The sequence below is a fragment of the Streptomyces sp. Tu 3180 genome, from assembly GCF_009852415.1.
Taxonomy (GTDB): Bacteria; Actinomycetota; Actinomycetes; order Streptomycetales; family Streptomycetaceae; genus Streptomyces.
Genome location: NZ_WOXS01000002.1, coordinates 5,057,716 through 5,080,146, shown reverse-complemented (window position 1 = coordinate 5,080,146; position 22,431 = coordinate 5,057,716). Strand labels below are relative to the sequence as shown.

Genomic DNA, 22,431 nt, shown 5'->3' with positions numbered 1-22,431 from the left:
TCGCGGGTCCGGGCCCCGGGGCCCCGACGAGCCGGTTCCGCACCGGCACCCCGGCGCACGGGACCCGCCCCGCCGTTCCGGCCGGCCGGCCCGGCCCCCGGGCCCCGGCCGGTCGTGCCGGCCGGACCGGCCCCCTCGGGCCGGCCGACGGGGACCGGCGCCTAGGCCTGCGCGGGCTGGCGCACGTTCGCGCGCACCCAGTCCACGATGGACGCCGTGGTCGCGCCCGGGGTGAAGATCTCCGCGACGCCCTTCTCCTTGAGCGGGGCGATGTCCGCCTCGGGGATGATCCCGCCGCCGAAGACCAGGATGTCCGCCGCGTCCCGCTCCTCGAGCAGGTCGATCACCGCCGCGAAGAGCGTGTTGTGCGCGCCGGAGAGGATGGACAGGCCGATCGCGTCGGCGTCCTCCTGGATCGCGGTGTCGACGATCTGCTCGGGGGTCTGGTGAAGCCCGGTGTAGATGACCTCCATACCGGCGTCGCGCAGCGCCCGCGCGATCACCTTGGCCCCGCGATCGTGGCCGTCGAGCCCCGGCTTGGCCACCACCACGCGGATCGGACCGGCTGCCACACCCATCACTGCCTCCATGAAGCGACTACATCCATCCGTACCGACAAGTACCGCACACACGGGCCGTGCCGCACACGCCGCGCACGCCGTGTGCACCGCACGTCCCGCCGCCCACTGCGCCGGGTGTACCACCGCGGCACGGACACCCCGGCCCGGACCGGCCGGGGAAGTGAACGAACGTTATCTCCAGCATCCCGCAACCGGCCGTTTCGCGGTGCGCAGGGAGGGGGAAATCACACGGTGGGACACGTTCACCGCGCAGCGTTCCGGGGCTCCGCGGCCCCCGCACCACATGCCCGTGCGCGGCACGGGCGACGGTGGGACCATGCGCACAAGGGATCCGCGACGAGGCCGCCGTACCACCGCACCCCCTCCACACGTCGCACGCGCGCACCGTCGACCGCTCTCGTCGCGGTTCCCCATGAGGGCACACGGGGGACAGAGCCGTTCCTCCGCGTGCCGACAGGAGGTCGGCCATGAAGGTCACCCAGGCAGCTCTTCCCCTGTTGCCGTTCTGCCGGCGTCTTCTGCCGAGCCGGCTGGCGGATCTCTCCCTGGCGCTGCTGAAGGCCACCGCCCTGGAACTCGCGATCCTGGCGGGCCACCTCCTGCTCTATCCCGCCGGCATCGTCCAGGAGCGACGGGGCCCGGCCTCCTCGCTGCCCGCACCGGACGGCACCGCGCAACTGCCGGTGGAGGCCAAGCCCCCGGTCGTGCTGCTGCACGGCTTCATCGACAACCGCTCCGTCTTCCTCCTGCTGCGCCGCAGCCTCGTCCAGCACGGCAGGCGGCAGATCGAGTCCCTCAACTACTCGCCGCTGACCTGTGACATCCGCATCGCGGCCGAACTGCTCGGCCGCCACATAGAGCAGGTCTGCGAGCGCACCGGCAGCAACCGCGTCGACGTGGTCGGGCACAGTCTGGGAGGGCTGATCGCGCGGTACTACGTGCAGCGACTGGGCGGTGACGCCCGGGTGCGGACGCTCGTCACGCTCGGCACCCCGCACTCGGGCACCCGCGTCGCGCCGCTGGCCAACGCGCACCCCATCGTCCGGCAGATGCGCCCCGGCTCGCCGGTGCTCGAGGAACTCGCGCTGCCCGCACCCGGCTGCCGGACGCACTTCTTCGCCTTCTGGAGCGACCTCGACCACATCATGGAGCCGCTGGAGACGGCCTGCATCGAGCACCCGGACCTGATGGTGCAGAACGTACGGGTGAGCGGCGTCGGCCACCTCGCCCTGCCCGTGCACCCGGCCGTGGCGACCGGCATACGGCAGGCCCTGGACGCGGCGCATCCCGGAGAGCCCTCCACGGACCGCGCGGAGGGCATGACGGTCGCCTGACGGCGATCCGATCGCGGCCCGACCACCGCCCGACGGCGATCCGATCGCGGCACGGCGGCGCTCCTGCCGCGGTCCGGCCACGGCCCGCGAAGGCCCGGGCCCGGCACGGCGGCCTCACGGCCGTCCGGCGGGGACGGCCGTGAGGGGCGCACGACACGCCCGGGCCGATGACACGCCCGTGACCTCGACGGCGCGGCGTCCCCGTCCGAACAGCGACCGCCCGGCGCGGCCCACTTGTGCCGCCGCCCCACGCGTCACCTCGAACAAACATCGAACACAGGGCCAAGGACGCGCCCGCAGTCCGCCAAAACACGACCGATTGCCCGTTTCCTGCGTGCGTGAAACCTGCCGAAGATTGTCGTGCCCGCGTACCGCCGGGTACAGTCGCCGCACTGCTCTGGCAGCCCCTGTTGTCGAGGCGAAAGAGAAGTTGGTGAACGACCGTCACCCGTCGGGGACCATGGCCCCGGCCCCGGCTTCCGACGCCGCCTCGGCGCACTACGCGTCGTACGGCACCCAGGAAGCCCAGTACGGCGACTTCACCTCGTACGGCGGCCACGACGCCGCCGGTTCCGCCCCCACCGGCTTCGGCACCGGCGGCCACACCTTCGCGGGCTTCGCCACCGACCCCCTCTTCGGCGACCTCCCGGGCGGCGGCCACGACACGGGGGCGTACGACACCGCGCACTGGTCCGCGGGCGGCCACGACACCGCGCAGTACGACGCGTACGCGGCCCAGCAGCACACCGGCTACGACACCGGCGCCTACGACGCGACGGCGTGGACCACCGGTCAGCAGCACGTGCCGCCGATCCCCCAGCAGGGCACCGCACCCGACGTCAGCGGTCAGTGGGACGCGGGTGCCTGGCTCCAGCCCGACCAGTCCGGGAACCCCGTCGACCAGACCCAGCACTGGGACTGGGGCACCCAGGCCTTCGACACCGGCGCCTACGACGCCACGCAGTGGAATTCCGACGGCGGCACCGCCCCGGCGACCGACGCCTACGGGCAGCAGGGCGAGTCCTTCGACCAGCAGGCCACCGCCACGTTCGAGCAGTACGAGGACCCCCGGTCGTCCCCGGCCTTCCCCTCCCAAAACTCCGGCTCCCCGGCCCCGGAGGAACAGGACTCCCACGCACAGGACCCCCACGACGACCCCGCCCAGGGCGACCCGGACGGCACGGGCGAACTGCCGGCGGTGCACCTGCTCGAGGAGCAGGAGGAGGTCGTTCCCGTCCCGTCGCCGCGCGCGGCCTCACGCGGCGGGTCCCGTTCCCGCCGCCGCACGCCCCCCAAGCGCTCCGCGCTGCTGACGGTGGCCGTGCCCTCCGCGTGCGTGATGGGTGTCGCGGGGATCGCCGCCGCCTCCGTCGGCAACCTGACCGACGACGGCGGGGAGACGGCGACCACCGCCGCGGACGCGCAGCCGGTGAAACCGTCCGTCGCCAACATCGAGCTGGACACCCAGCTCGAGAGCCTGGCCGCCGGGGCGGACGACTTCGCCGACCGGGCCAGCCGCACCCAGGAGCGCATCGACCTCAGGGCCCAGCAGGAGGCCGAGCGGAGGCGGGCGGCGGAGGAGGCGGCCCGCAAGGAGCGGTTGCGCCCGAAGTTCGCGCTCCCGGTCGCGCAGCACGGCCTCAGCGCCTACTACGGCCAGTCCGGCACCAACTGGATGTCCGTGCACACCGGCATCGACTTCCCCGTGCCGTACGGCTCGACCGTGATGGCCGCGACCGACGGTACGGTGCGCACCCAGTTCAACGTCTCGTACGGCAACATGATGATCGTGACCGCGAAGGACGGCACGGAGACGTGGTACTGCCACCTCTCCAGCTACCGGGTCGCTCCGGGTACGACCGTGAAGGCCGGCGACCCGATCGCGTTCTCCGGCAATTCGGGGAAGTCGACCGGACCGCACCTGCACTTCGAGGTGCGGCCCGGCGGCGGCTCCACGATCGACCCGCTCGCGTGGCTGCGCAGCCACGGCCTCAACCCGTCGTAGCACCGGCCCGGCCGGACCGGGGAGCCCCGCCGCACCGGCGGGGCTCCTGCGTGGTTCCTACAGCTTCTCCACCGGCGCGTACCGCAGCAGCAGCCGCTTCGGCTTGGCGTCCCCGAAGTCGATGGTCGCCTCCGCGTTCGCGCCCGTGCCCTTCACCGCGACCACGGTGCCGAGACCGAACTGGTCGTGCGTGACCCGGTCCCCGACCGCCAGCGACACGGCGGACTGCTGCTCCGCGGCCCGGCGGGTGGCGAAGCCGGAGGCGCCCGCCGCCGACGAGCGGGAGCGGGAGGACGACAGCGAGGCCGCCACCCCGGAGACCGGCCCGGCGGGCGCGGATGAGCCGCCCCCCGTCCGCTTCCACTCCATGTGCGCGGCCGGGATCTCCTCCAGGAAGCGCGAGGGCGGGTTGTACGACGGCTGTCCCCACGCGCTGCGCATCGTCGAGCGGGTGAGGTACAGCCGCTCACGCGCGCGCGTGATGCCGACGTACGCCAGGCGCCGCTCCTCCTCCAGCTCCTTGGTCTGGCCGAGGGCGCGCATGTGCGGGAAGACGCCGTCCTCCATGCCGGTGAGGAAGACGACCGGGAACTCCAGGCCCTTGGCGGTGTGCAGGGTCATCAGGGTGATGACGCCGGAGCCGTCCTCGTCCTCGTCGGGGATCTGGTCGGAGTCGGCGACCAGCGCGACCTGCTCCAGGAACTCGGCCAGGGTGCCGCCCGGGGCGCCGGCCCCCGGTGCCGCCGCCCCCTCGCCGCGCTCCTGCTCGAACTCCAGGGCGACGGCCGCGAGTTCCTGCAGGTTCTCGATCCGGGTCTCGTCCTGCGGGTCGGTGGAGGCCTGCAGCTCGGCGAGGTAGCCGGTGCGCTCGAGGATCGCCTCCAGGACGGTGGCCGGGCCCGCGCCGGACTCGGCGATCGTACGGAGGTCCTCCATCAGCGTGTTGAACCGCTTCACGGCGTTCACCGACCGCGCGGCCATGCCGTACGCCTCGTCGACGCGCCTCAGCGCCTGCGAGAAGCTGATCCTCTCGCGCTGGGCGAGGGCGTCGATCATGGCCTCCGCGCGGTCGCCGATGCCCCGCTTGGGGACGTTGAGGATGCGGCGCAGCGGCACCGAGTCCTCGGGATTGGCGAGCACCCGCAGGTAGGCCAGGACGTCCCGGACCTCCTTGCGCTCGTAGAAGCGGACGCCGCCGACGACCTTGTAGGGGAGGCCGACGCGGATGAAGACCTCTTCGAAGACGCGGGACTGGGCGTTGGTCCGGTAGAAGACCGCGACGTCGCCCGCCTTGGCCTGGCCCGCGTCCGTGAGGCGGTCTATCTCGTCGGCGACGAACTGCGCCTCGTCGTGCTCGGTGTCTGCGACGTATCCGGTGATCCGCGCGCCGGTGCCGGCGTTGGTCCACAGGTTCTTCGGGCGGCGGGACTCGTTGCGCTCGATGACGGCGTTGGCCGCGCTCAGGATGGTCTGCGTGGAGCGGTAGTTCTGCTCGAGCAGGATCGTCGTCGCGTCCGGGTAGTCCTCCTCGAACTGGAGGATGTTGCGGATCGTCGCGCCGCGGAAGGCGTAGATCGACTGGTCGGCGTCGCCCACCACGCACAGCTCGGCGGGCGGGACCTCGGCCTCCGGCGACGCCCCGCCGGGCTGCTCGGAGGTTCCGACGAGCTCCCTGACCAGGGCGTACTGGGCGTGGTTGGTGTCCTGGTACTCGTCGACCAGGACGTGGCGGAAACGGCGGCGGTAGTGCTCGGCGACGTCCGGGAAGGCGCGGAGCAGGTTGACCGTCGTCATGATCAGGTCGTCGAAGTCGAGGGCGTTCGCCTCGCGCAGCCGCGACTGGTACAGGGCGTAGGCCTGGGCGAGGGTCTTCTCGAAACCGTCCGCGGCCTGGGCGGCGAAGTCCTCCTCGTCGATCAGCTCGTTCTTCAGGTTGCTGATCTTCGCGCTGAAGGACTTCGGCGGGAAGCGCTTGGGGTCGAGGTCCAGGTCGCGGCAGACCAGGGCCATCAGCCGCTTGGAGTCGGCGGCGTCGTAGATCGAGAACGACGACGTGAAGCCGAGCTTCTTGCTCTCGCGGCGCAGGATGCGCACGCACGCGCTGTGGAAGGTCATCACCCACATCGCGTTCGCGCGCGGCCCGACGAGCTGCTCGACGCGCTCCTTCATCTCGCCGGCGGCCTTGTTGGTGAAGGTGATCGCGAGGATCTGGCCGGGGTGGACGCCCCGCTCGGCGAGCAGGTACGCGATGCGGTGCGTGAGCACACGGGTCTTGCCGGAACCGGCGCCGGCCACGATGAGCAGCGGGGAGCCGGAGTGCGCGACGGCGGCGCGCTGGTTGTCGTTCAGCCCCTCCAGGAGGGCGGCGGGGTCGATCACCGGGCGTGGGGCGCCGTCGCGGTAGTAGGTGTCCCGCTCCGGCGGCACGTCGAACTTCCCGCCGAACAGGTCGTCCGGGATCGGCTCCGGCACGTGGTCGTCCTCGGGCGGCGGCGGGGGCTCGTCCGCGGGGCCCTGCCGGGCCTGGAGGTCCGCCAGGAAGCTTTCGTCAAAGAGGCTGCTCATCGCTCTCCGAGTCTAGGGCGCTTCACCGACAGCCCGCGGCCACCCGGAGAACATCCCCGGGATTCCACGGTCCGCGCGGCGCCCCGCCCCGGCCGTCGCACCCCGCGCGTCCCCGCACACCCGCCGACATCGCCGCATCACCCTGGGTGACGCGACACCCGAGGTCACGAAAATGTATCGGGCATATCACCCATCAACCTTCACAGGTGCCGCACGAGTTGGCTACGGTGCGGGCGGGCCGCTCGACCCCCACCGGCGAACCTCGCCGGGCCGCGCGGCCTCCGCCGAGTCCGTCACCGCCGCCGCGGCGGCCGGAGCCGGGGACCCAACCGAGACCTTGGGGTGAATCGGCCCACTCCCTCGCGGAGCGGCCGTAGGGCAACCCTTCCGATCCACCCGCCCGAACCCGACAGCTAACCCGGTAGGCGGACCACTGGAAGGAGTCGCCTCCCTTGGCGTCGCACCGCAAGTCGCGCACCCCCGGCACGCGCGTGGCCGGCATACGGACCCCCGCCCTCGCCACGGCGGCCCTGACCTCCGTGGCCCTGCTGTCCCAGACGGCGAACGCCGCGCCCTCGGACGACGGCAGGCCGAGTCTGGAGGAGGTCGAGAAGAAGGTCGACGACCTCTACCGCCAGGCGGAGTCGGCGACCGAGAAGTACAACGCGGCCAAGGAGAAGACCGCCAAGCAGCGCAAGCGCGTCGACACCCTCCTCGACGACGTGGCCGAGCGCACCCAGAAGCTCAACGAGGCGCGGGAGGAGCTGGGCACCTTCGCCGCCGCCCAGTACCGGACCGGCGCCGGCGTCCCCGACACCGCGACCTTCCTGCTCGCGGACTCACCGCAGGACTTCTTCGACCGCAGCCAGCTGATGGACCGGATGACCGGCCGCCAGAAGGAGGCGGTCGACGACTACGTCACGCAGCAGTCCGCGACGATGGAGAAGCGCCGGGAGGCCACCGAGAGCCTCCGGACGCTGACCGAGTCGCAGGGCGACCTGAAGGCGGCCAAGGCGACCGTCCAGAAGAAGCTCGCGGACGCGCGCGAGCTGCTGTCGGAGCTGACCGCCGAGGAGAAGGCGCGGCTCGCGGCGATCGAGAAGAAGAAGCAGGAGGAGGCCGCCCGCAAGGCCGCCGAACTGGCCCGGCAGCAGGCGGAGCAGCAGCGGGCCCAGGAGGAGGAGGAGGCCCGGCAGGAGAGCGGCGCCCCGGACGCGTCCGGCACGACGGAGTCCACCGGTTCGACCGCCCCGCCCGCCTCGTCGGCCGACTCCTCGTACGCCGCCAAGGCCGAGAAGGCCCTGGCCTTCGCCCGCGCGCAGATCGGCAAGCCGTACGTCTGGGGCGCCACCGGCCCCGGCTCCTACGACTGCTCCGGCCTCACCCAGGCCGCCTGGAAGGCCGCCGGCGTCACCCTCCCCCGCACCACCTACGACCAGGTGGACGCCGGCACGACGGTCCCCGTGTCCCAGGCGCAACCCGGCGACCTCGTCTTCTTCTACGACGACGTCACCCACGTGGGCATCTACATCGGCAACGGCAAGATGATCCACGCCCCCAAGCCCGGCACCTACGTCCGCGAGGAGTCGGTCTACTACGACGGCGAGTCCTCGATCCACAGCGTGGTGCGCCCGGCCTGAGACGCGGCGGGGCACGCCGCGCGGTGCTCACCGCCGGCACGCGGCGTGCCCGCGGGGGACGGGGTCAGGTCCACAGCACGGCGATGAAGACGTTCGCCGTGGTCAGCAGCCCGACGAGGCCGAACAGGCCCTTGTCCACCTTCTCCTCGTCCCGCTTCACGTAGACCAGGCCGAGGATCACGATCAGCAGGGCCAGCTTCACCCCGATCTTGATGTTGTTCACGGAGTAGTCCTGGGCCTGGTTGAGGCCGACCAGGACCACGCCGGTGACCAGCATCGTCAGCGCGCCGTGCAGCATCGCCGGGGTGAACCGGGCGGTGCCCTCGCCCATCGCCTTCATCTGGGTGAGGAAGCCACCGAGCAGCGACGCGATGCCGATGATGTGCAGACCGACGAAGAGGTGGAGGAGTACGTCCATGAGGCCGGAGCCTAACCAGGCCCGCCGGCCCCTCCGACACCGGCCCGGCGGGCCCGCCGCAACGGCGGCCCGCCCTCCGCGCGCACCGCATAGCACCACGGCCCCTCCCCCTTCCCGTGTTCGGCACATCGGTCATCGCTCTGCGTGAAGGGAACGGCGCCGGGAGGGGAAAGCGGTCACTTACGGTCACCCGGCGGTCCGCTCGCGCCACTTCCGCACAACCCGTCACCGGGGCCGCACGGCCGGGTCTAGCGTCCTCGACCAGGTGACCGGCTCCCACCGCCGCCCGGACCGGGGGCGGCGACCGGACACCCGTGCCGAGAAGGTCCGGCGGTGGACTGCTCCCCCGTACGCCGCCGGACCGGCACCGTCCCCGCACGGTGGCCGCGGGCACGGACCAGGCGGTCGTCGGAGAGGACGGGATCCCGGGTGGCAGCGCACCGCAAGTCCAGGCCGCGCCCGGCGGGCGGCGCCACGGCCCGCGCGGCCGCCGCCGTCGCCCTCGCCGGCGCGGCCACCGCGACCGGACTCGGCGGAGCGGCACACGCCGAGCCGCAGCCGGCACCGGGCCGGGTCAAGGCCGAGGTGGACAAGCTGTACCGGGAGGCGGAGGTCGCCACCGAGAAGTACAACGGCGCGCGGGAGAAGGCCCGGTCGGCCGGGCAGCGGCTGCACGCTCTGCAGGACGAGGCGGCCCGCAGGCAGGAGCGGCTCAACACGGCCCGCCAGGCGCTGGGTTCGGTGGCGGCGGCGCAGTACCGCGGCGGCGGCCTCGATCCGTCCCTGCAGCTCCTCCTCTCCTCCGACCCCGACGGCTACCTGGACCGTGCCGCGTTCGCCGAACGCGCGGGCAGCCGCCAGAGCGCGGCGGTGGGGCGCGCCCGGGCCCAGCTCCGGGAGATCGAGCGGCTGCGCGGGGCCGCGCGCGTCGAGCTGGCGTCCCTGGCCTCCCGGCAGGCCGAACTGAAACGGCACCGGAAGACGATCACCGGAAAGCTGGACGCCGCGCGCGACCTGTGGTCCCGGCTGACACCCGCGCAACGCGCGGCGCTCACCGACGGGACGGACCGCGCCGCACGCTCCTCGACGGGCGACCGGAACGGCCCGGCGGCCCCCGGATCCGCTCCTCCCCGGGCACCCGGCCCCCGCGCGGCGAGGGCCGTCTCCTACGCCCACCAGAAGATCGGCAGCCCTTACGTCTGGGGCGCGAGCGGCCCCAACGCCTTCGACTGCTCGGGCCTCGTCCAGGCCGCCTACCGCTCCGCCGGTATCTCCCTGCCCCGCACGACCTACGCGCAGATCGCCGCGGGCCGCCGCGTCTCCCGCTCGGAACTCCTCCCCGGTGACCTGGTGTTCTTCTACTCCGGCATCAGTCACGTCGGCATCTACGTCGGTGACGGCCGCATGATCCACGCCCCGAACCCGTCGGCCCCGGTGCGCCTGGCCCCGATCGACGAGATGCCGTTCGCGGGCGCGACGCGGGTGACTTGAGGCGTCCGCCCGTCACACGAGCCGGCGCGCCGTCGCCCAGCGGGTCAGTTCGTGCCGGTTGGACAGCTGGAGCTTGCGCAGCACCGCCGAGACGTGGGACTCGACCGTCTTCACGGAGATGAACAGCTGCTTGGCGATCTCCTTGTAGGCGTACCCGCGGGCGATCAGCCGCAGCACCTCGCGCTCGCGCTGGGTGAGACGGTCGAGGTCCTCGTCGACCGGCGGGGCGTCGGTCGAGGCGAAGGCGTCGAGGACGAAGCCGGCCAGGCGCGGGGAGAAGACGGCGTCGCCCTCCTGGACCCGGAAGATCGAGTCGATCAGGTCGGTCCCGGTGATCGTCTTCGTCACGTACCCGCGGGCACCGCCCCGGATCACCCCGATCACGTCCTCCGCCGCGTCCGACACCGACAGGGCCAGGAAACGCACCGGCCGCTCGGTGTCCCCCATCAACGGCGCACAGCGGCGCAGCACTTCGACGCCGCCGCCACCGGGCAGGTGCACGTCGAGGAGGACCACCTCGGGCCGGGTCGCGGTGATGACCGTGACCGCCTGGTCGACGTCCGCGGCCTCGCCGACCACCTCGACGCCCGTCTCCTCGGTCCGCCCGATCTCGGCCTGCACGCCCGTGCGGAACATGCGGTGGTCGTCGACGAGGACGACGCGCACACGACGTCCGCCGGCGCCGCCGGCCGACTCCGCGGCCCCGGCCGCCCGTGCCGGTCCCGCCCCTGCGTTCGCCTCGGTCGGCTCGCTCATGACGTCTTCTCCGCCCTCTCCATCTCCAGCTCGACCTCCGTGCCGCCGTCCGGCACCGCACGCAGCCGCGCCGTGCCGCCGTTGCGCTCCATGCGGCCGATGATCGATTCTCTGACACCCATGCGGTCGGCGGGTATCGAATCGAGGTCGAAGCCGGGGCCGCGGTCCCGGACGGACACGAACACCGTCTTTCCCTCGACTTCGGCGTAGACCTGAACGGCACCCCCCTCGCCACCGTACTTGGCGGCGTTCACCATCGCCTCGCGCGCGGCCTGCATCTGCGCGCCGATCCTCTCGTCGAGCGGGCAGTCGCCGACGACGACGACCTCGATGGGGACACCGTGCTTGTCCTCGACCTCGGCTGCGCTGCGCTTCACGGCCTCGGCGAGGGTGGCGGGCTCGTCGTCCTCGTCCTTGCCGGTGCCCTCGGGCTTGTAGAGCCAGGCGCGCAGGTCGCGCTCCTGGGCGCGGGCGAGGCGGCGCACCTCGCCCGCGTTGTCCGCGTTGCGCTGGATCAGGGTGAGGGTGTGCAGCACCGAGTCGTGGACGTGGGCGGCGACCTCCGCCCGCTCCTGGGCGCGGATGCGCATCAGGCGCTCCTCGGACAGGTCCTGGGTCATGCGCACGAGATAGGGGCCGGCGAGGAGCGTGACACCGACGAGGACCGCCAGGGCCGCCTGCAGCAGGGAGCCGAGGTGGGCACCGGAGCCCTGCAGGACGAAGATGCCCGAGACCCCCGCGGTCACCAGCAGCACGCCGGCGACGGCCCGCAGCAGGGTGACCGTGCGCCGGCGCCGGCCGACCTCGGCCCAGCGGGCCCGGCGGGCGTTGTCCGCCTGCCGCCAGACCAGGGCCACGCCCGCGCCGACGAGCACGGTCGGCCAGAGGTAGGCCCTGGTCCCGTTGGTGAGGTCCACGCTGCCCACGAAGATCATGGCCACGACGACCATGAGGAGCAGGGCGACGATCTGTCCCTTGTCCGGTCTGCGGGTGACGAGTCTGCGCCGGCCGTCCGGCGAGGTCTCGGCGGTGACCAGCGAGGGCGGTTTCTGCGCGTCCACGCCGCCGACGCCGAGCGGTACGAAGAACCAGAACGCGGCGTACAGCAGCGCGCCGAGGCCGTCGGCCATGAACAGACCGACGAAGACGAGCCGTACCCAGATCACGGGCAGCCCGAGGTGTCCGGCGAGCCCCCGCGCCACACCACCGAGCCAGCGTCCGTCACTGCTGCGGTAGAGCTTGCGCGGCGGCCGCGGCTCGGCGAGGGGCGCTGCTGCGGCTTCCGACATGCCAACGATGGTCACACGCCCGGACTACCGGGGCATCAGGGTCCGTCCCGGAGACTCCCCTGATCTCCGCGGCCCGGCTGCGTCGAACAGCTCCCGGTCCCGGCCTCAGGGGCGATATCAGGGTCCGGCCAGGGTCGTACCGACTGCCGCCGCGGCGGTTCGCCCGTCACCATGGACACATGACCGATCACCAGCACGCCGCACCGGGTCCGGGACCCGGCTCCGGCCCGCGCCCGGCTCCGGGCACCGCGCCGGAGGACGCCGCGCCGGGCGCGGGCCCGGCACGCGGCGCCGCGGCCCACGAGCGCGCGCACGAGCACGCGGGCGCGCGCGAGAGGGAAGGAGGGACCGCACCACGGGACCCGGCCGAGGAGGCCGCGGCCGAACCTCCCCACCTCTTCCGGCGCGACCGCCGGCACAAGCTGCTCGGCGGGGTCTGCGCCGGGCTCGGCCGGCAGTGCGACATGGACCCGGTGATCTTCCGGATCACCCTCGCGGTGCTCTCCGCCACCGGCGGCGTCGGCCTCATCTTCTACGGCTTCGCCTGGCTCCTCGTGCCCTACGACGACGAGGAGGAGGAGAACGAGATCCGCAGGCTGCTGACCGGCCGGGTCGACGGCCACACGCTGACGGCCGTGCTGTTCGCGCTGGTCGGCTGCGGTGTCTTCCTCACGATGCTGAACAACGGCGGCGTGCTGAGTTTCGCCGTCATACTCTCCCTGCTGCTCGCCGGCGCCGGCTACTGGTCCCGGCGGCGCGGCGCCCCCGGCCCCGACCCCATCGCCGCCCAGGCCGCCGCGGACGCCCCGCCGGAGCCCCAGGCCCCGCCGGCGCCCACCGCCTTCCCCTCCTGGTGGCGCGACCCCATCGTCAAGGACGGCACCCACGTCGGCGGCACGGGTTATCTGTGGGGGCCCCGGGACTCCCGCGACGCGGACGTGGCGGCCGCCGTCACCATCGGCCTCGGCACCCGTGCCGGCGTCCGCGACGACGCACACGCCCCGGACCGTCGACCGCCCAGACCGCGCGGCCCCCGCTGGATCGGCGGCTGGATCTTCCTGCTCGCCCTCCTCGCGGGCGGCCTCGGCACCCGCCTGGCCTGGGACGAGCACCCCCTCGGCACCAGCCTGCAGACCGGCCTGGCCTGCGCGCTCGCCGTGTTCGGCATCGGTGTGGCGATCAGCGCGTTCCTGGGCCGCACCGGGGCCGGATCCATCGTCCTGGCGGTCGTCACGGCGGGTCTGCTGGCCGGCTCGGCCGCGATACCCAAGGACATCGGCACCGAGTGGATGCGCACGACCTGGGAGCCCGCCTCGGCCGCGCAGATACGCCCGGCCTACGACGTGGGCACCGGCACCGGCACCCTGGACCTGTCCGGCATACGGGTGCCCGCGGGGGAGACCGTGTCCACCCGCGCGGACGTCGGTCTGGGCCGGATCCATGTGATCGTCCCCGAGGACGTGACCGTGAGGCTGAGCATCGAGGTGGGAGTCGGCGACATCCAGTTGCCCGGCGACGGGAAGAAGGACGTGGACGTGGCACCGGGCAAGCACAAGGAGCTGACCCTGGATCCGCCCGCGGGCGTCGAGAGGGCGGGCACGCTCGACCTGGACCTCCAGGTCGGCGCGGGACAGGCGGAGGTGAGCCGTGCTGCGTCATGAGTTCCAGCCCGGCAGGCTGGTCGCGGGCGTCTTCCTCACCCTCGCCGCCGTGCTCTACGCCGGTGACGCGGGCGGCGCCTGGGAGACCCCCTGGTTCGTCATGATCCCCGTCGTCACGGGCGGCCTGTGCCTGGCCGGCGCGGTGGCCCTGCTGGCGGGCCGGGTACGCCGGCGCCGGGCTCGACGCCCCCGGGACACCGTCTCGGACACCACGGCCTGACCCCTACCGGTACGCCCCCGTGCGCCGCCGCCTCCGCGCGCGAAGGGCCGCGTCCACGGACAGCAGCGGAGCACCCGCCAGCACGAGCGGGGTCCAGGCCATGAGGTAGGGGAGGTCGTTCCCGTAGTAGTAGGGATCGGAGGCCCAGCTCACGGTCAGCCACAGGCTGAGGGAGATCAGCGCACCACCGAGGGCGGCCAGACGGGTGAACAGTCCGAGCAGGGTCCCGATCCCGACGGCCAGTTCCCCGAGGGCGATGGCGTAACCGAACGCCACGGGGCTCTCCAGCGCCATGTCGACCAGCGCGGGAACGGCGGACGAATCACGGACGGCACGCATCATGTCGCCGACGGACCCGGCCCCGGCCTCCTTCATGAACGCGCTGTCGGTGAGCTTGTCCAGGCCGGCGTACAGGAAGGTGAGGCCCAGGAAGATCCGCAGAGGTACCAGGGCATACCGGGTCGCGAGGTCCCGCCAGTCCCTGTCGCCGTCGAAGTGGGGGCTGTACGTGTCCGTACGCGTACCTTGGGTCATCGCCGCCTGCCGCCTCTCACCACCATGCCGAGACCGCCTCGTCAGACGATACGTACGACATTCGACCCCGGCTCAATCCTGATGAACGGTTTTTTCTCGACCGTCCGGTAGCCGCGCACGGCGGGAGACCGACGACGACAGCAGGCTTCCGGCGGCCGTCCGCGGCGGGGCGGCCCGCAGCGCGGCCCCCATGGCGGGGCCGCCCTCGGCGGGAAGAAGGACGGGGCAGGGGTGTCCATCCGCGGCGGCCGGCGCGTCCACGGCCGGGCCCCGCCGGGTGACCGACTCCGTGGCGGACCGAGGACGGGCACCTCCGACGCGGGCCGCACCCGCACCCGGACCTGAACCCGCACCCGCACACACGCCGCAGACGACCACAGGCGCCCACAGGCACCCGCAGGCAGGCGCCCGCGGACGCACGTCTACTCCGTCACGTCGATCACGTACCGGTTCGTCTCCACCCCCGCAGCCGTCACGACCTGCACCTCCACCCGCCCCGGCTCCACCTCCGCCGGTACCGGCACCGTCAGCGACGCGTCCGTCGGGTTGGCGAACCCGCCCGTCACCGGCACCAGCGGCACCTGCACGTTCACCGCCCCCACCCGGACGACCATCCGCGCCAGCCGATCGGCCCCCTGCGCACCCGCCGGCACGAACCCCGCCCCGCGGATCTCGATGTCGTCGCCGGTCCGGATCGGCGCGTCCAGGTCGCCGGCCTCCCGCGCCCGCACCACCGACAGGATCACCGGCCGTCCGCCCTCCGCGTACTTCCCCGCGAGGTACGTCGCCGCCGACACGAGCACCACCACCGCGAGCCCCCACGGCAGATCCGGCAACCGGTCGGGCCGCCGGGCGAGCCGCACCGCCGCGAACGCCAGGGCGACGGCGCTGATCACGACGTACTGGATGTCGGCGAACGTCCCCCGCCCCGCGTCGTCGGTCAGCAGGTCCGCCGCCCGGGGACGGTCCGCGCGCACCTTCTGCAGCCGCTGCCCCAGCACCCGCAGTCCGACCACCCGCCGCACCAGCACGGCGATCCCGCACACCACGGCGAGGACGGTCACCACCCCCGCGCCCCGGGCGAGGTCGAACCCGGCGATCAGCGCGTCGCGCTCACGGTGCCCGGAGGCCGCCGCCAGCCGCCCCACCAGGACCAGCACCGCGTACGCCAGGAACAGCACCCAGGCGGCGGCCACCGCGCGGGACGTGGAGAGGCGGTTGTCCTCCCCGATCACCGGCGCGAGCACCCCACCGCGCGTCCGGTGGAACCACGACGCCGCGGTCAGCGCGCCCGCGACGACCAGCGCGGCCGTCAGCCCCGCGGTACGCGCGGTGGTCCACCCCGCGCCGATCGCCGTGAGCGACTGTCCGAGGAGCAGCAGCACGACCCCCGCCCACACCACGACAGCGGTCCGACGCCACAGGAGGGCCAGCCATGCCGCGCCCTCGGCCCGCCCGCGCTCGGCGACGGCCTCCGCGGCCTGCGCCAACTCCTCCGAGACCCACTGCCGCGAGGCGGAGGCCGAGTGGGCCACCGCGGCCGGGAGCCCCTGCCCGGCCGCGAACTCGTCCCGCTTCAGCAGGAACGCGGCGACCGCGCGCCGATGCCCCTCACGCGCCCCGTGCGGGCAGTCCCCGCAGGTGCAGCCGCCCTCGTGCGGGACCGCGTCCGCGCCGTCCCGTCTCGCCTCCTGCACCGCCACGCCCGAAGCCCGCCTTCCCCGCACACCCGACCAGGACCACAACCACGCGCACGCCCGCTGACGCACACCCGCACTCCGACAACTCCCCCGCGACGAGAGCGAATTGTGCCCTACGCCACGCCCTCCCCGTTCGGCAGGTCCGGTCGGACGGGTGAACTTCGACGCGCCGTGTTGACCCGGCCGCGCGAACTCCCCTGCGGCCGAGGTGATCCAGCGCGACGGGACCCGGGCCTTCGACGGCACCCGGTCCGGACCGGATCCGGCCCGGACCGGATCCGGACCGGTCCGGACCGGCCTGCCACCCCCGTCCGAGGGACGCCGCGGATGCCCGACACAGGATGTCCGGTATCCGCGCCACACTCTCCCCATGAACACGAACTGGGAGGCCTTCGCCGCGGCCGAACCCGACCTCGCGAAGACCGTCGAGGCCCGTTTCCGCGCGTACACCCACCACGTCCTCGCGACCCTGCGCAGGGACGGCTCGCCGCGCACCACCGGCCTGGAGGTCCGCTTCCTGAACGGAGAGCTCTGGTTCGGCATGATGCCGAACTCGCTCAAGGCCCTCGACCTGCGGCGCGACCCGCGCTTCGCGCTCCAGGCGAACCCCGGGGAGGGCACGGGCATGGGCGGCGGCGACGTCCGGATCAGCGGGCGGGCGATCGAGGTCGAGGACGCGCGGACCAGGGCCGAGTACGCCGAAGAGGTGGAACCGCCGGAGCCGTTCCACCTCTTCCGCACCGAGTTGACGGAGGTCGTGCGGACCTACGTCGAGGACGACAGGTACCTCGTCGTCCAGGTCTGGAAGCCCGGAGAGCCGGTGCGCGCTCTCAGGCGGACCTGAGCCCCGTCGCGGACGGGACTACTCCCACTCGATGGTCCCCGGCGGCTTGGAGGTCACGTCGAGGACGACGCGGTTGACGTCCCGCACCTCGTTGGTGATGCGGGTCGAGATCTTCGCGAGGACGTCGTACGGCAGCCGGGACCAGTCGGCGGTCATGGCGTCCTCGCTGGAGACCGGACGCAGGACGATCGGGTGGCCGTAGGTCCGGCCGTCACCCTGGACGCCCACCGAGCGCACGTCCGCGAGCAGGACCACCGGGCACTGCCAGATGTCCCGGTCGAGACCGGCCGCGGTCAGCTCCTCACGGGCGATGGCGTCGGCCTCGCGGAGCAGGTCCAGCCGCTCCTTGGTCACCTCGCCGACGATGCGGATGCCGAGCCCCGGACCGGGGAACGGCTGGCGCTGGACGATCTCCTCCGGCAGGCCGAGCTCCTGGCCGACCATCCGGACCTCGTCCTTGAACAGCTTGCGCAGCGGCTCGATCAGCTTGAACTCGAGGTCCTCGGGGAGGCCGCCGACGTTGTGGTGGGACTTGATGTTGGCGGTGCCGGTGCCGCCGCCGGACTCGACGACGTCCGGGTAGAGCGTGCCCTGGACCAGGAACTCCACCGCCGGGCCCTCGTCCGCGATGATCTCGGCCTGGGCCTGCTCGAAGACCCGGATGAACTCGCGGCCGATGATCTTCCGCTTCTCCTCGGGGTCCGAGACTCCCTTGAGCGCGGTGAGGAACCGCTCCGACGCGTCCACGACCTTCAGCTGGACGCCGGTCGCGGCCACGAAGTCCTTCTCGACCTGCTCGGTCTCGCCCTTGCGCATCAGGCCGTGGTCGACGTACACGCAGGTCAGCTGGGAGCCGATGGCCTTCTGGACGAGGGCCGCGGCGACGGCGGAGTCCACGCCGCCGGACAGGCCGCAGATGGCGCGCTTGTCGCCGACCAGCTCGCGGATCGCCTCGACCTGCTCGTCGATCACATTGCCCGTGGTCCAGTTCGGGGACAGGCCCGCGCCCCGGTACAGGAAGTGCTCCAGCACCTGCTGCCCGTGCGTGGAGTGCATCACCTCGGGGTGGTACTGGACGCCGTAGAGCTTCTTGTCGTCGTTCTCGAACGCGGCGACCGGCACGACGTCCGTGGAGGCGGTGACGGTGAAGCCCTCGGGGGCGGCGGAGCAGGCGTCGCCGTGCGACATCCAGACGTCCTGCTCGTCCGGGGTGCCCTCGAAGAGGGTGGAGGACGTCCTGGAGACGTGCAGGTCCGTACGGCCGTACTCACGGGCGCCGGTGTTGTCCACCTGGCCGCCCAGGCTCTGGGCCATGAGCTGGAAGCCGTAGCACATGCCGAAGACGGGGACGCCGGCCTCGAAGATCTCGCGGTCGAGGCGGGGGGCGCCCTCCTCGTACACGGACGAGGGGCCGCCGGACAGGATGATCGCCGCGGGGTTCTTGGCGAGGATCTCCTCGACCGGCATGGTGCTCGGCACGATCTCGCTGTAGACCCGCGCCTCGCGGACGCGACGGGCGATGAGCTGGGCGTACTGTGCGCCGAAGTCGACGACCAGGACGGTGTCGGGCGCGTTGGCAGCGGGAGTCGCTGATGACACGAGGTGCCTTCCGGCGGTGGGGCGGGGGTCTTGTGTCTCCCGATTCTACCGGGGTGGGCGTGGACGCCCGCCCGCGCTCCCGGGGCGGCACCGCACGGCACCGCGCGGATGCGCGTCTCACCATGCGATCCGTGTTGGACGCTCCGCGAAGGCGCGGCATACTGGGCGCCATGCTCACGCACCCGACCTTCCTCTTTACCTATGGCAACCGGCCCGCCGGCTGCCATGGTCGTGCTGCTTGAGCAACTGACAAGCGACTTCCCAGGCGCCCCGGGCCGACAAGGTCCGGGGCGCCTGGCGTTTCCCGGGTCCTGTCGCTCCGGGGCACCCCGCACCCGCCCACCGAGGAGCCCCGACATGACCGTCACCGCCGCCACGACGAGGTCCACGCCGGCACGGCCCGCCGAGAGGACCGGCGCCCGCACCGCCGAGGCCGCCGAGGTGATCACCGGCGCCCGCGAGCGGATCGACGCGCTCGACGACCGGATCATCGGCCTGGTGCAGGAACGGATGGCCGTGTCGGCCGTCATCCAGGAGGAACGGATCGCCTCCGGCGGCCGGCGCGTGAACCTCTCCCGCGAGATGGAGGTCCTCGCCCACTACCGGGACGCGCTGGGCAAGCCGGGCACCACGCTCGCGATGACCCTGCTGGAGCTGTGCCGGGGCAGGATCTGAGCCGGCGGGCGGCACGGGGACCGCGTTCCCGTCCTCCCGTTCCCGGTACAGACGTGCGCATCGCCTCTCACCCGTACGGCGCGTGACCGGTCCGGAACCGCTTCGTTGGTACCGGTGTCCGTGCCGGCCAGGGGCGGGCCCGAAAGAACCACGCGTGGCTCACCGGAGCGATGAGGCGTACGGATCGTGCCGTACGTCGTGGGACCTCGCTCCGGAGGAGTGACCGGACGGCAGGGGACAGCAGCCCGGTCACCCGAGAGAACGGCCGGTCCCGGGGACGCCCGGGGCCGGCCGGCGGGAACCGCACCCGTCCGGGCCCGAGGACCGCGGAGGGCCACGGAGGGCGCACCCGTCGCACACGAGGCGCGGCGGCCCCGCGGCGGCCCGGGTCCCCCACGGACCACCGCGTCGTCCCGCGCCCGCACCGGAAGACCAGCGGCGTTCCCCCCGGCGCCGCTCCCCGGCACCGACGCCGCCCTGACGTCGGTGCTGACCGGGGAAGGGCCCCGCGGTTCCGTCCCGCGGGGCCCTTCTCACCCCGTACGGCACCCGTACGGCCCCGCACCGGTGCCGGTGTCAGGAGCGGGTGACGACGCCGCACCCCGCGTCGTCGTCCCCGGTCACCCCCCGGCTGCGGTCGTACGGGTCGACCACCTCCCCGGTCGGCTCGGGGCCGGTCCGCCGGTCGGCGAGGAACTGCGGGCGGATCACGCCGTCGCCGTCCCGGCAGTCGTCGTTGGAGATCTCGCCGTCGACGGCGTGGATCCAGAGGTACCCGTCGGTCGCCCGGTACCTGGCGGGGTCCATGACGTCCACCTCGACCACCCGGCGCACGATGGCCCGGGCCACCTCGTCACCGCCGTCGGCGCGGGTCGCCGCGTACACGAAGGTGTAGTCGGCCTTGATCACGGCCCTCCCGGCGGTTTCGCCCACGGGCTCCACCGTCATGCGGCCGCGGACCCGTACGTCGTCGACGAGGTCGACCTCCTCGGGGTCGAACCGGGTGAACGTCCACACCGGGTCGTTCTCCTCGGCGGGCTCGCGCAGCGCGGCGCGCAGGTCGGAGAGGTAGTCCTTCTCCAGGGGGTCCACGAGGGCCAGCGCCTTCTCCGGTTCGCCGCCCCTCAGCACCTCGGGGTCGAGGTTGGAGGCGGCCAGGAACTCCTTCGTCCGCCGCAGGGCCCCCTCGATCCGGTCGGCGGGGATCCCGTTGACGGCCTTCGCCTCCGGCAGCCGGATGGCGTTTGCCCCCGACTCCCAGCGGGCGGCCGGGGATCCGGCGAAGGGCCGCTCGCGGGTGGGGGTGCCGGCGGGGGCCGCGGAGGGCGCGCCGCTGGGGCGGGCGGTCTCGGGGGCGAGCGGCGCCGGGGACCGCGTGGCGGTCGCGTCCGCGCCGCCGGTTCCGTCACCGAGTCCGCCCGGCAGCCAGGACAGCGCGGCGGACGGGTCGACGGCGACGACGGCCAGGGCGGCGGCCAGCACGCCCACGACGCTCCAGCCCCTGCGGCGGCGCGAGGCCCGGCCGTCCGTCCCCCGCGGGGCGGGACCGGTACGCCAGCCCTCCGGCCGGGCGGGCGCGGCGGCCCTCTTCCCGCCCCACCGGCGTCCGCCGCCACCGCCCCTCCTTGCCTGTGCCTCGTCCATGGCCCGCAGCCGTCCGGTCACCATGCGGGCCCGGGCGGAGGGCTCCTTGGGGGCGGAGGCGCGGATGTCCCGCTCGCTGTCCCGGACGAACTTCTCCCACACCTCGTCCGGGAGGGAGGAGGACTCCGGTCTGGGCTCTTCGGACGGCTGCTCGGCCACGGGGTCGCGGACTTCCTCTCGGCGGCGGTGGTAGGCCGCCGAGCGTACGCCGGCGACGATCACCCCTCACCAGTGACCCACGTCACATAAAAATTCTGTGAGGGGCAGGACAACCATCCGCGGACGTCGTTGATCGAACTCACTGAACACTCACGGACCACACCCGTGCGCCCCACACGGAGGCGCCTGCCCACGCGTACCGCCACCGCGGTACACCGGACTTCCCGAGGTCTTCATGAAGCTTCGCCGTGCCATGGCCGCAGCGGCCGCGACGGCAGTGATAGCCCCGGTCGCCCTCCTCACGGCCCCGGCCGCGTACGCGACCGACCCCACGGACGCGCCGAGCGTCTCCACGACCGAGTCCTCGGGCAGCGGTGAGACGGCCGGGACGTCCCCCTCGCCGTCCGCGCCGGAGACGACCGCGCCGACGGAGTCGCCCGACGAGACCACGCCCGGCACCTCCCCGAGCCAGTCGGCCCCGGCGACGGAGACCACCTCCCCGGCGCCCTCCAGCCCGGCGCCGAGCACGTCCGCGCCGGAGGAGACGGAGTCCCCGGACCCCGAGCCGTCCGTGTGCGAGGACACCAAGGTCGACGTCGGCATCACCGGCCTGCCCGGCAAGATCTCCGCGGGCAGCGGCTGGCACAAGTTCTCGCTGAACGTGGTGAACAACTCCGACTCCACGCTCCAGGACCTGGACTTCTTCGCCGGGGCCTCCTCCGACGCGGACGGCACCGACCTCTTCACGAGCAAGCAGGTCCGGCTGCAGGCGTGGGACCCGGACAGCGAGAGCTGGGTGGACCTCGACGAGGGCGGCTACGCGGTCGGTTACGTCGGCTCCACCGACGAGCTCGAGCCGGGCTACGAGGTCGCCATTCCGCTGCGGGTCAACGTGAAGGCGTCCGCCCCGGTCGGCGCCGGCTTCTCGCTCGGCGCGACGATCTACGGCGACGCCGACGGCGAGTGCACCGGCTTCGGTGACGTGTCGTACCGGTTCCAGATCGTGGCCGCCGGTACGGACACCGACGGCACCGAGCCGCAGGAAGGCGGCAAGGCGCCCGTGACGGACAAGGAGCCGAGCGCCGACACGCCGAAGGTCACCGGCAGCCTCGCCGAGACCGGTTCCAGCTCCGCCCTTCCGATGATCGGCCTGGTCGGCGGTGCCGCCGTCGTGGCCGGTGCCGGGGCGGTGTTCGTGGTGCGTCGCCGCAAGGCCGGCGCGGAGGCGTAAGGACGCCTGACGGCGCCCCGCGCGGGACACCGCGCGGGGCGCCGCACAGGACAAGGGAGAAGGACCTGGGCTCGGAGGGGGGCAC

At 73.2% G+C, this 22,431-nt stretch carries 18 protein-coding genes and 1 riboswitch; of the genes, 9 read left to right on the top strand and 9 right to left on the bottom strand.

The window, feature by feature from the left end:
* Positions 1-161: 161 nt before the first annotated feature.
* A complete protein-coding gene (locus GL259_RS23935; RefSeq protein WP_159535384.1) occupies positions 162-578 on the bottom strand; it encodes a cobalamin B12-binding domain-containing protein in 417 nt (138 codons plus the stop codon).
* 470 nt (positions 579-1,048) lie between these two features.
* On the opposite strand from GL259_RS23935, the gene GL259_RS23930 reads away from it, so the two are divergent.
* Together GL259_RS23930 and GL259_RS23925 are read left to right on the top strand one after the other, a co-directional pair.
* Positions 1,049-1,915: an alpha/beta fold hydrolase gene (locus tag GL259_RS23930; protein ID WP_159535383.1), complete on the top strand. Its 867-nt coding sequence runs from the start codon at positions 1,049-1,051 to the stop codon at positions 1,913-1,915.
* A gap of 433 nt (positions 1,916-2,348) precedes the next feature.
* Complete coding sequence (locus GL259_RS23925; protein ID WP_159535382.1) at positions 2,349-3,920, top strand: M23 family metallopeptidase; 1,572 nt, start codon at positions 2,349-2,351, stop codon at positions 3,918-3,920.
* 57 nt (positions 3,921-3,977) lie between these two features.
* Here GL259_RS23925 and pcrA read toward each other — a convergent pair whose 3' ends face one another.
* On the bottom strand, positions 3,978-6,485 hold the full coding sequence (gene pcrA / locus GL259_RS23920; protein ID WP_159535381.1) for a DNA helicase PcrA: 2,508 nt from the start codon (positions 6,483-6,485) through the stop codon (positions 3,978-3,980).
* Positions 6,486-6,772: 287 nt separating this feature from the next.
* A riboswitch (cyclic di-AMP (ydaO/yuaA leader) is annotated at positions 6,773-6,930 on the top strand.
* A gap of 7 nt (positions 6,931-6,937) precedes the next feature.
* Here pcrA and GL259_RS23915 point away from each other — a divergent pair.
* The gene (locus GL259_RS23915) at positions 6,938-8,125 is read left to right on the top strand and encodes a C40 family peptidase (RefSeq protein ID WP_159535380.1); all 1,188 of its coding nucleotides are present in this window, start codon (positions 6,938-6,940) and stop codon (positions 8,123-8,125) included.
* 64 nt (positions 8,126-8,189) lie between these two features.
* Here GL259_RS23915 and GL259_RS23910 read toward each other — a convergent pair whose 3' ends face one another.
* Positions 8,190-8,543: a hypothetical protein gene (locus GL259_RS23910; protein ID WP_159535379.1), complete on the bottom strand. Its 354-nt coding sequence runs from the start codon at positions 8,541-8,543 to the stop codon at positions 8,190-8,192.
* Positions 8,544-8,972: 429 nt separating this feature from the next.
* Here GL259_RS23910 and GL259_RS23905 point away from each other — a divergent pair, with 429 nt between their 5' ends.
* The gene (locus tag GL259_RS23905; RefSeq protein WP_159535378.1) at positions 8,973-10,034 is read left to right on the top strand and encodes a C40 family peptidase; all 1,062 of its coding nucleotides are present in this window, start codon (positions 8,973-8,975) and stop codon (positions 10,032-10,034) included.
* Between the two features lie 12 nt (positions 10,035-10,046).
* Here GL259_RS23905 and GL259_RS23900 read toward each other — a convergent pair whose 3' ends face one another.
* Entirely contained in the window at positions 10,047-10,790 is a 744-nt protein-coding gene (locus tag GL259_RS23900) for a response regulator transcription factor (protein WP_159535377.1), read from the bottom strand.
* Positions 10,787-12,079 (bottom strand): ATP-binding protein, encoded by a 1,293-nt coding sequence (locus GL259_RS23895; RefSeq protein ID WP_159535376.1) that lies wholly within the window; start codon positions 12,077-12,079, stop codon positions 10,787-10,789. The genes GL259_RS23900 and GL259_RS23895 overlap by 4 nt, the downstream gene beginning before the upstream one ends.
* Positions 12,080-12,258: 179 nt before the next feature.
* Here GL259_RS23895 and GL259_RS23890 point away from each other — a divergent pair, with 179 nt between their 5' ends.
* A complete protein-coding gene (locus GL259_RS23890) occupies positions 12,259-13,740 on the top strand; it encodes a PspC domain-containing protein (RefSeq protein ID WP_159535375.1) in 1,482 nt (493 codons plus the stop codon).
* The gene (locus tag GL259_RS23885) at positions 13,727-13,960 is read left to right on the top strand and encodes a hypothetical protein (RefSeq protein WP_159535374.1); all 234 of its coding nucleotides are present in this window, start codon (positions 13,727-13,729) and stop codon (positions 13,958-13,960) included. The genes GL259_RS23890 and GL259_RS23885 overlap by 14 nt, the downstream gene beginning before the upstream one ends.
* A gap of 3 nt (positions 13,961-13,963) precedes the next feature.
* Here the strand turns inward: GL259_RS23885 and GL259_RS23880 are convergent, their stop codons facing one another.
* Together GL259_RS23880 and GL259_RS23875 are read right to left on the bottom strand one after the other, a co-directional pair.
* Positions 13,964-14,494: a DoxX family protein gene (locus GL259_RS23880; RefSeq protein WP_159535373.1), complete on the bottom strand. Its 531-nt coding sequence runs from the start codon at positions 14,492-14,494 to the stop codon at positions 13,964-13,966.
* Positions 14,495-14,916: 422 nt separating this feature from the next.
* Positions 14,917-16,197, bottom strand: coding sequence for a hypothetical protein (locus tag GL259_RS23875; protein WP_159535372.1), 1,281 nt, complete (start codon positions 16,195-16,197; stop codon positions 14,917-14,919).
* 367 nt (positions 16,198-16,564) lie between these two features.
* Here GL259_RS23875 and GL259_RS23870 point away from each other — a divergent pair, with 367 nt between their 5' ends.
* A complete protein-coding gene (locus tag GL259_RS23870; RefSeq protein WP_159535371.1) occupies positions 16,565-17,038 on the top strand; it encodes a pyridoxamine 5'-phosphate oxidase family protein in 474 nt (157 codons plus the stop codon).
* Positions 17,039-17,056: 18 nt separating this feature from the next.
* Here GL259_RS23870 and guaA read toward each other — a convergent pair whose 3' ends face one another.
* Entirely contained in the window at positions 17,057-18,637 is a 1,581-nt protein-coding gene (gene guaA, locus GL259_RS23865) for a glutamine-hydrolyzing GMP synthase (RefSeq protein WP_159535370.1), read from the bottom strand.
* A gap of 357 nt (positions 18,638-18,994) precedes the next feature.
* On the opposite strand from guaA, the gene GL259_RS23860 reads away from it, so the two are divergent.
* Positions 18,995-19,312: a chorismate mutase gene (locus GL259_RS23860; protein ID WP_159535369.1), complete on the top strand. Its 318-nt coding sequence runs from the start codon at positions 18,995-18,997 to the stop codon at positions 19,310-19,312.
* Positions 19,313-19,888: 576 nt separating this feature from the next.
* On the opposite strand, the gene GL259_RS23855 is transcribed toward GL259_RS23860, so the two are convergent.
* A complete protein-coding gene (locus tag GL259_RS23855; RefSeq protein ID WP_166461545.1) occupies positions 19,889-21,115 on the bottom strand; it encodes a hypothetical protein in 1,227 nt (408 codons plus the stop codon).
* Positions 21,116-21,350: 235 nt separating this feature from the next.
* On the opposite strand from GL259_RS23855, the gene GL259_RS23845 reads away from it, so the two are divergent.
* Positions 21,351-22,346 carry an LAETG motif-containing sortase-dependent surface protein gene (locus GL259_RS23845; RefSeq protein WP_208026509.1) on the top strand — a complete coding sequence of 332 codons (996 nt, stop codon included), beginning with the start codon at positions 21,351-21,353 and terminating at the stop codon, positions 22,344-22,346.
* Positions 22,347-22,431: the final 85 nt, after the last annotated feature.

Bases quoted from the DNA above. Each gene is read 5' to 3' on its own strand.
- pcrA (WP_159535381.1), bottom strand. From the start codon at position 6,485: ATGAGCAGCCTCTTTGACGAAAGCTTCCTGGCGGACCTCCAGGCCCGG.
- GL259_RS23910 (WP_159535379.1), bottom strand. From the start codon at position 8,543: ATGGACGTACTCCTCCACCTCTTCGTCGGTCTGCACATCATCGGCATC.
- GL259_RS23935 (WP_159535384.1), bottom strand. From the start codon at position 578: ATGGGTGTGGCAGCCGGTCCGATCCGCGTGGTGGTGGCCAAGCCGGGG.
- GL259_RS23880 (WP_159535373.1), bottom strand. From the start codon at position 14,494: ATGACCCAAGGTACGCGTACGGACACGTACAGCCCCCACTTCGACGGC.
- GL259_RS23870 (WP_159535371.1), top strand. From the start codon at position 16,565: ATGAACACGAACTGGGAGGCCTTCGCCGCGGCCGAACCCGACCTCGCG.
- GL259_RS23890 (WP_159535375.1), top strand. From the start codon at position 12,259: ATGACCGATCACCAGCACGCCGCACCGGGTCCGGGACCCGGCTCCGGC.
- GL259_RS23845 (WP_208026509.1), top strand. From the start codon at position 21,351: ATGAAGCTTCGCCGTGCCATGGCCGCAGCGGCCGCGACGGCAGTGATA.
- GL259_RS23900 (WP_159535377.1), bottom strand. From the start codon at position 10,790: ATGAGCGAGCCGACCGAGGCGAACGCAGGGGCGGGACCGGCACGGGCG.
- GL259_RS23895 (WP_159535376.1), bottom strand. From the start codon at position 12,079: ATGTCGGAAGCCGCAGCAGCGCCCCTCGCCGAGCCGCGGCCGCCGCGC.
- GL259_RS23930 (WP_159535383.1), top strand. From the start codon at position 1,049: ATGAAGGTCACCCAGGCAGCTCTTCCCCTGTTGCCGTTCTGCCGGCGT.
- GL259_RS23860 (WP_159535369.1), top strand. From the start codon at position 18,995: ATGACCGTCACCGCCGCCACGACGAGGTCCACGCCGGCACGGCCCGCC.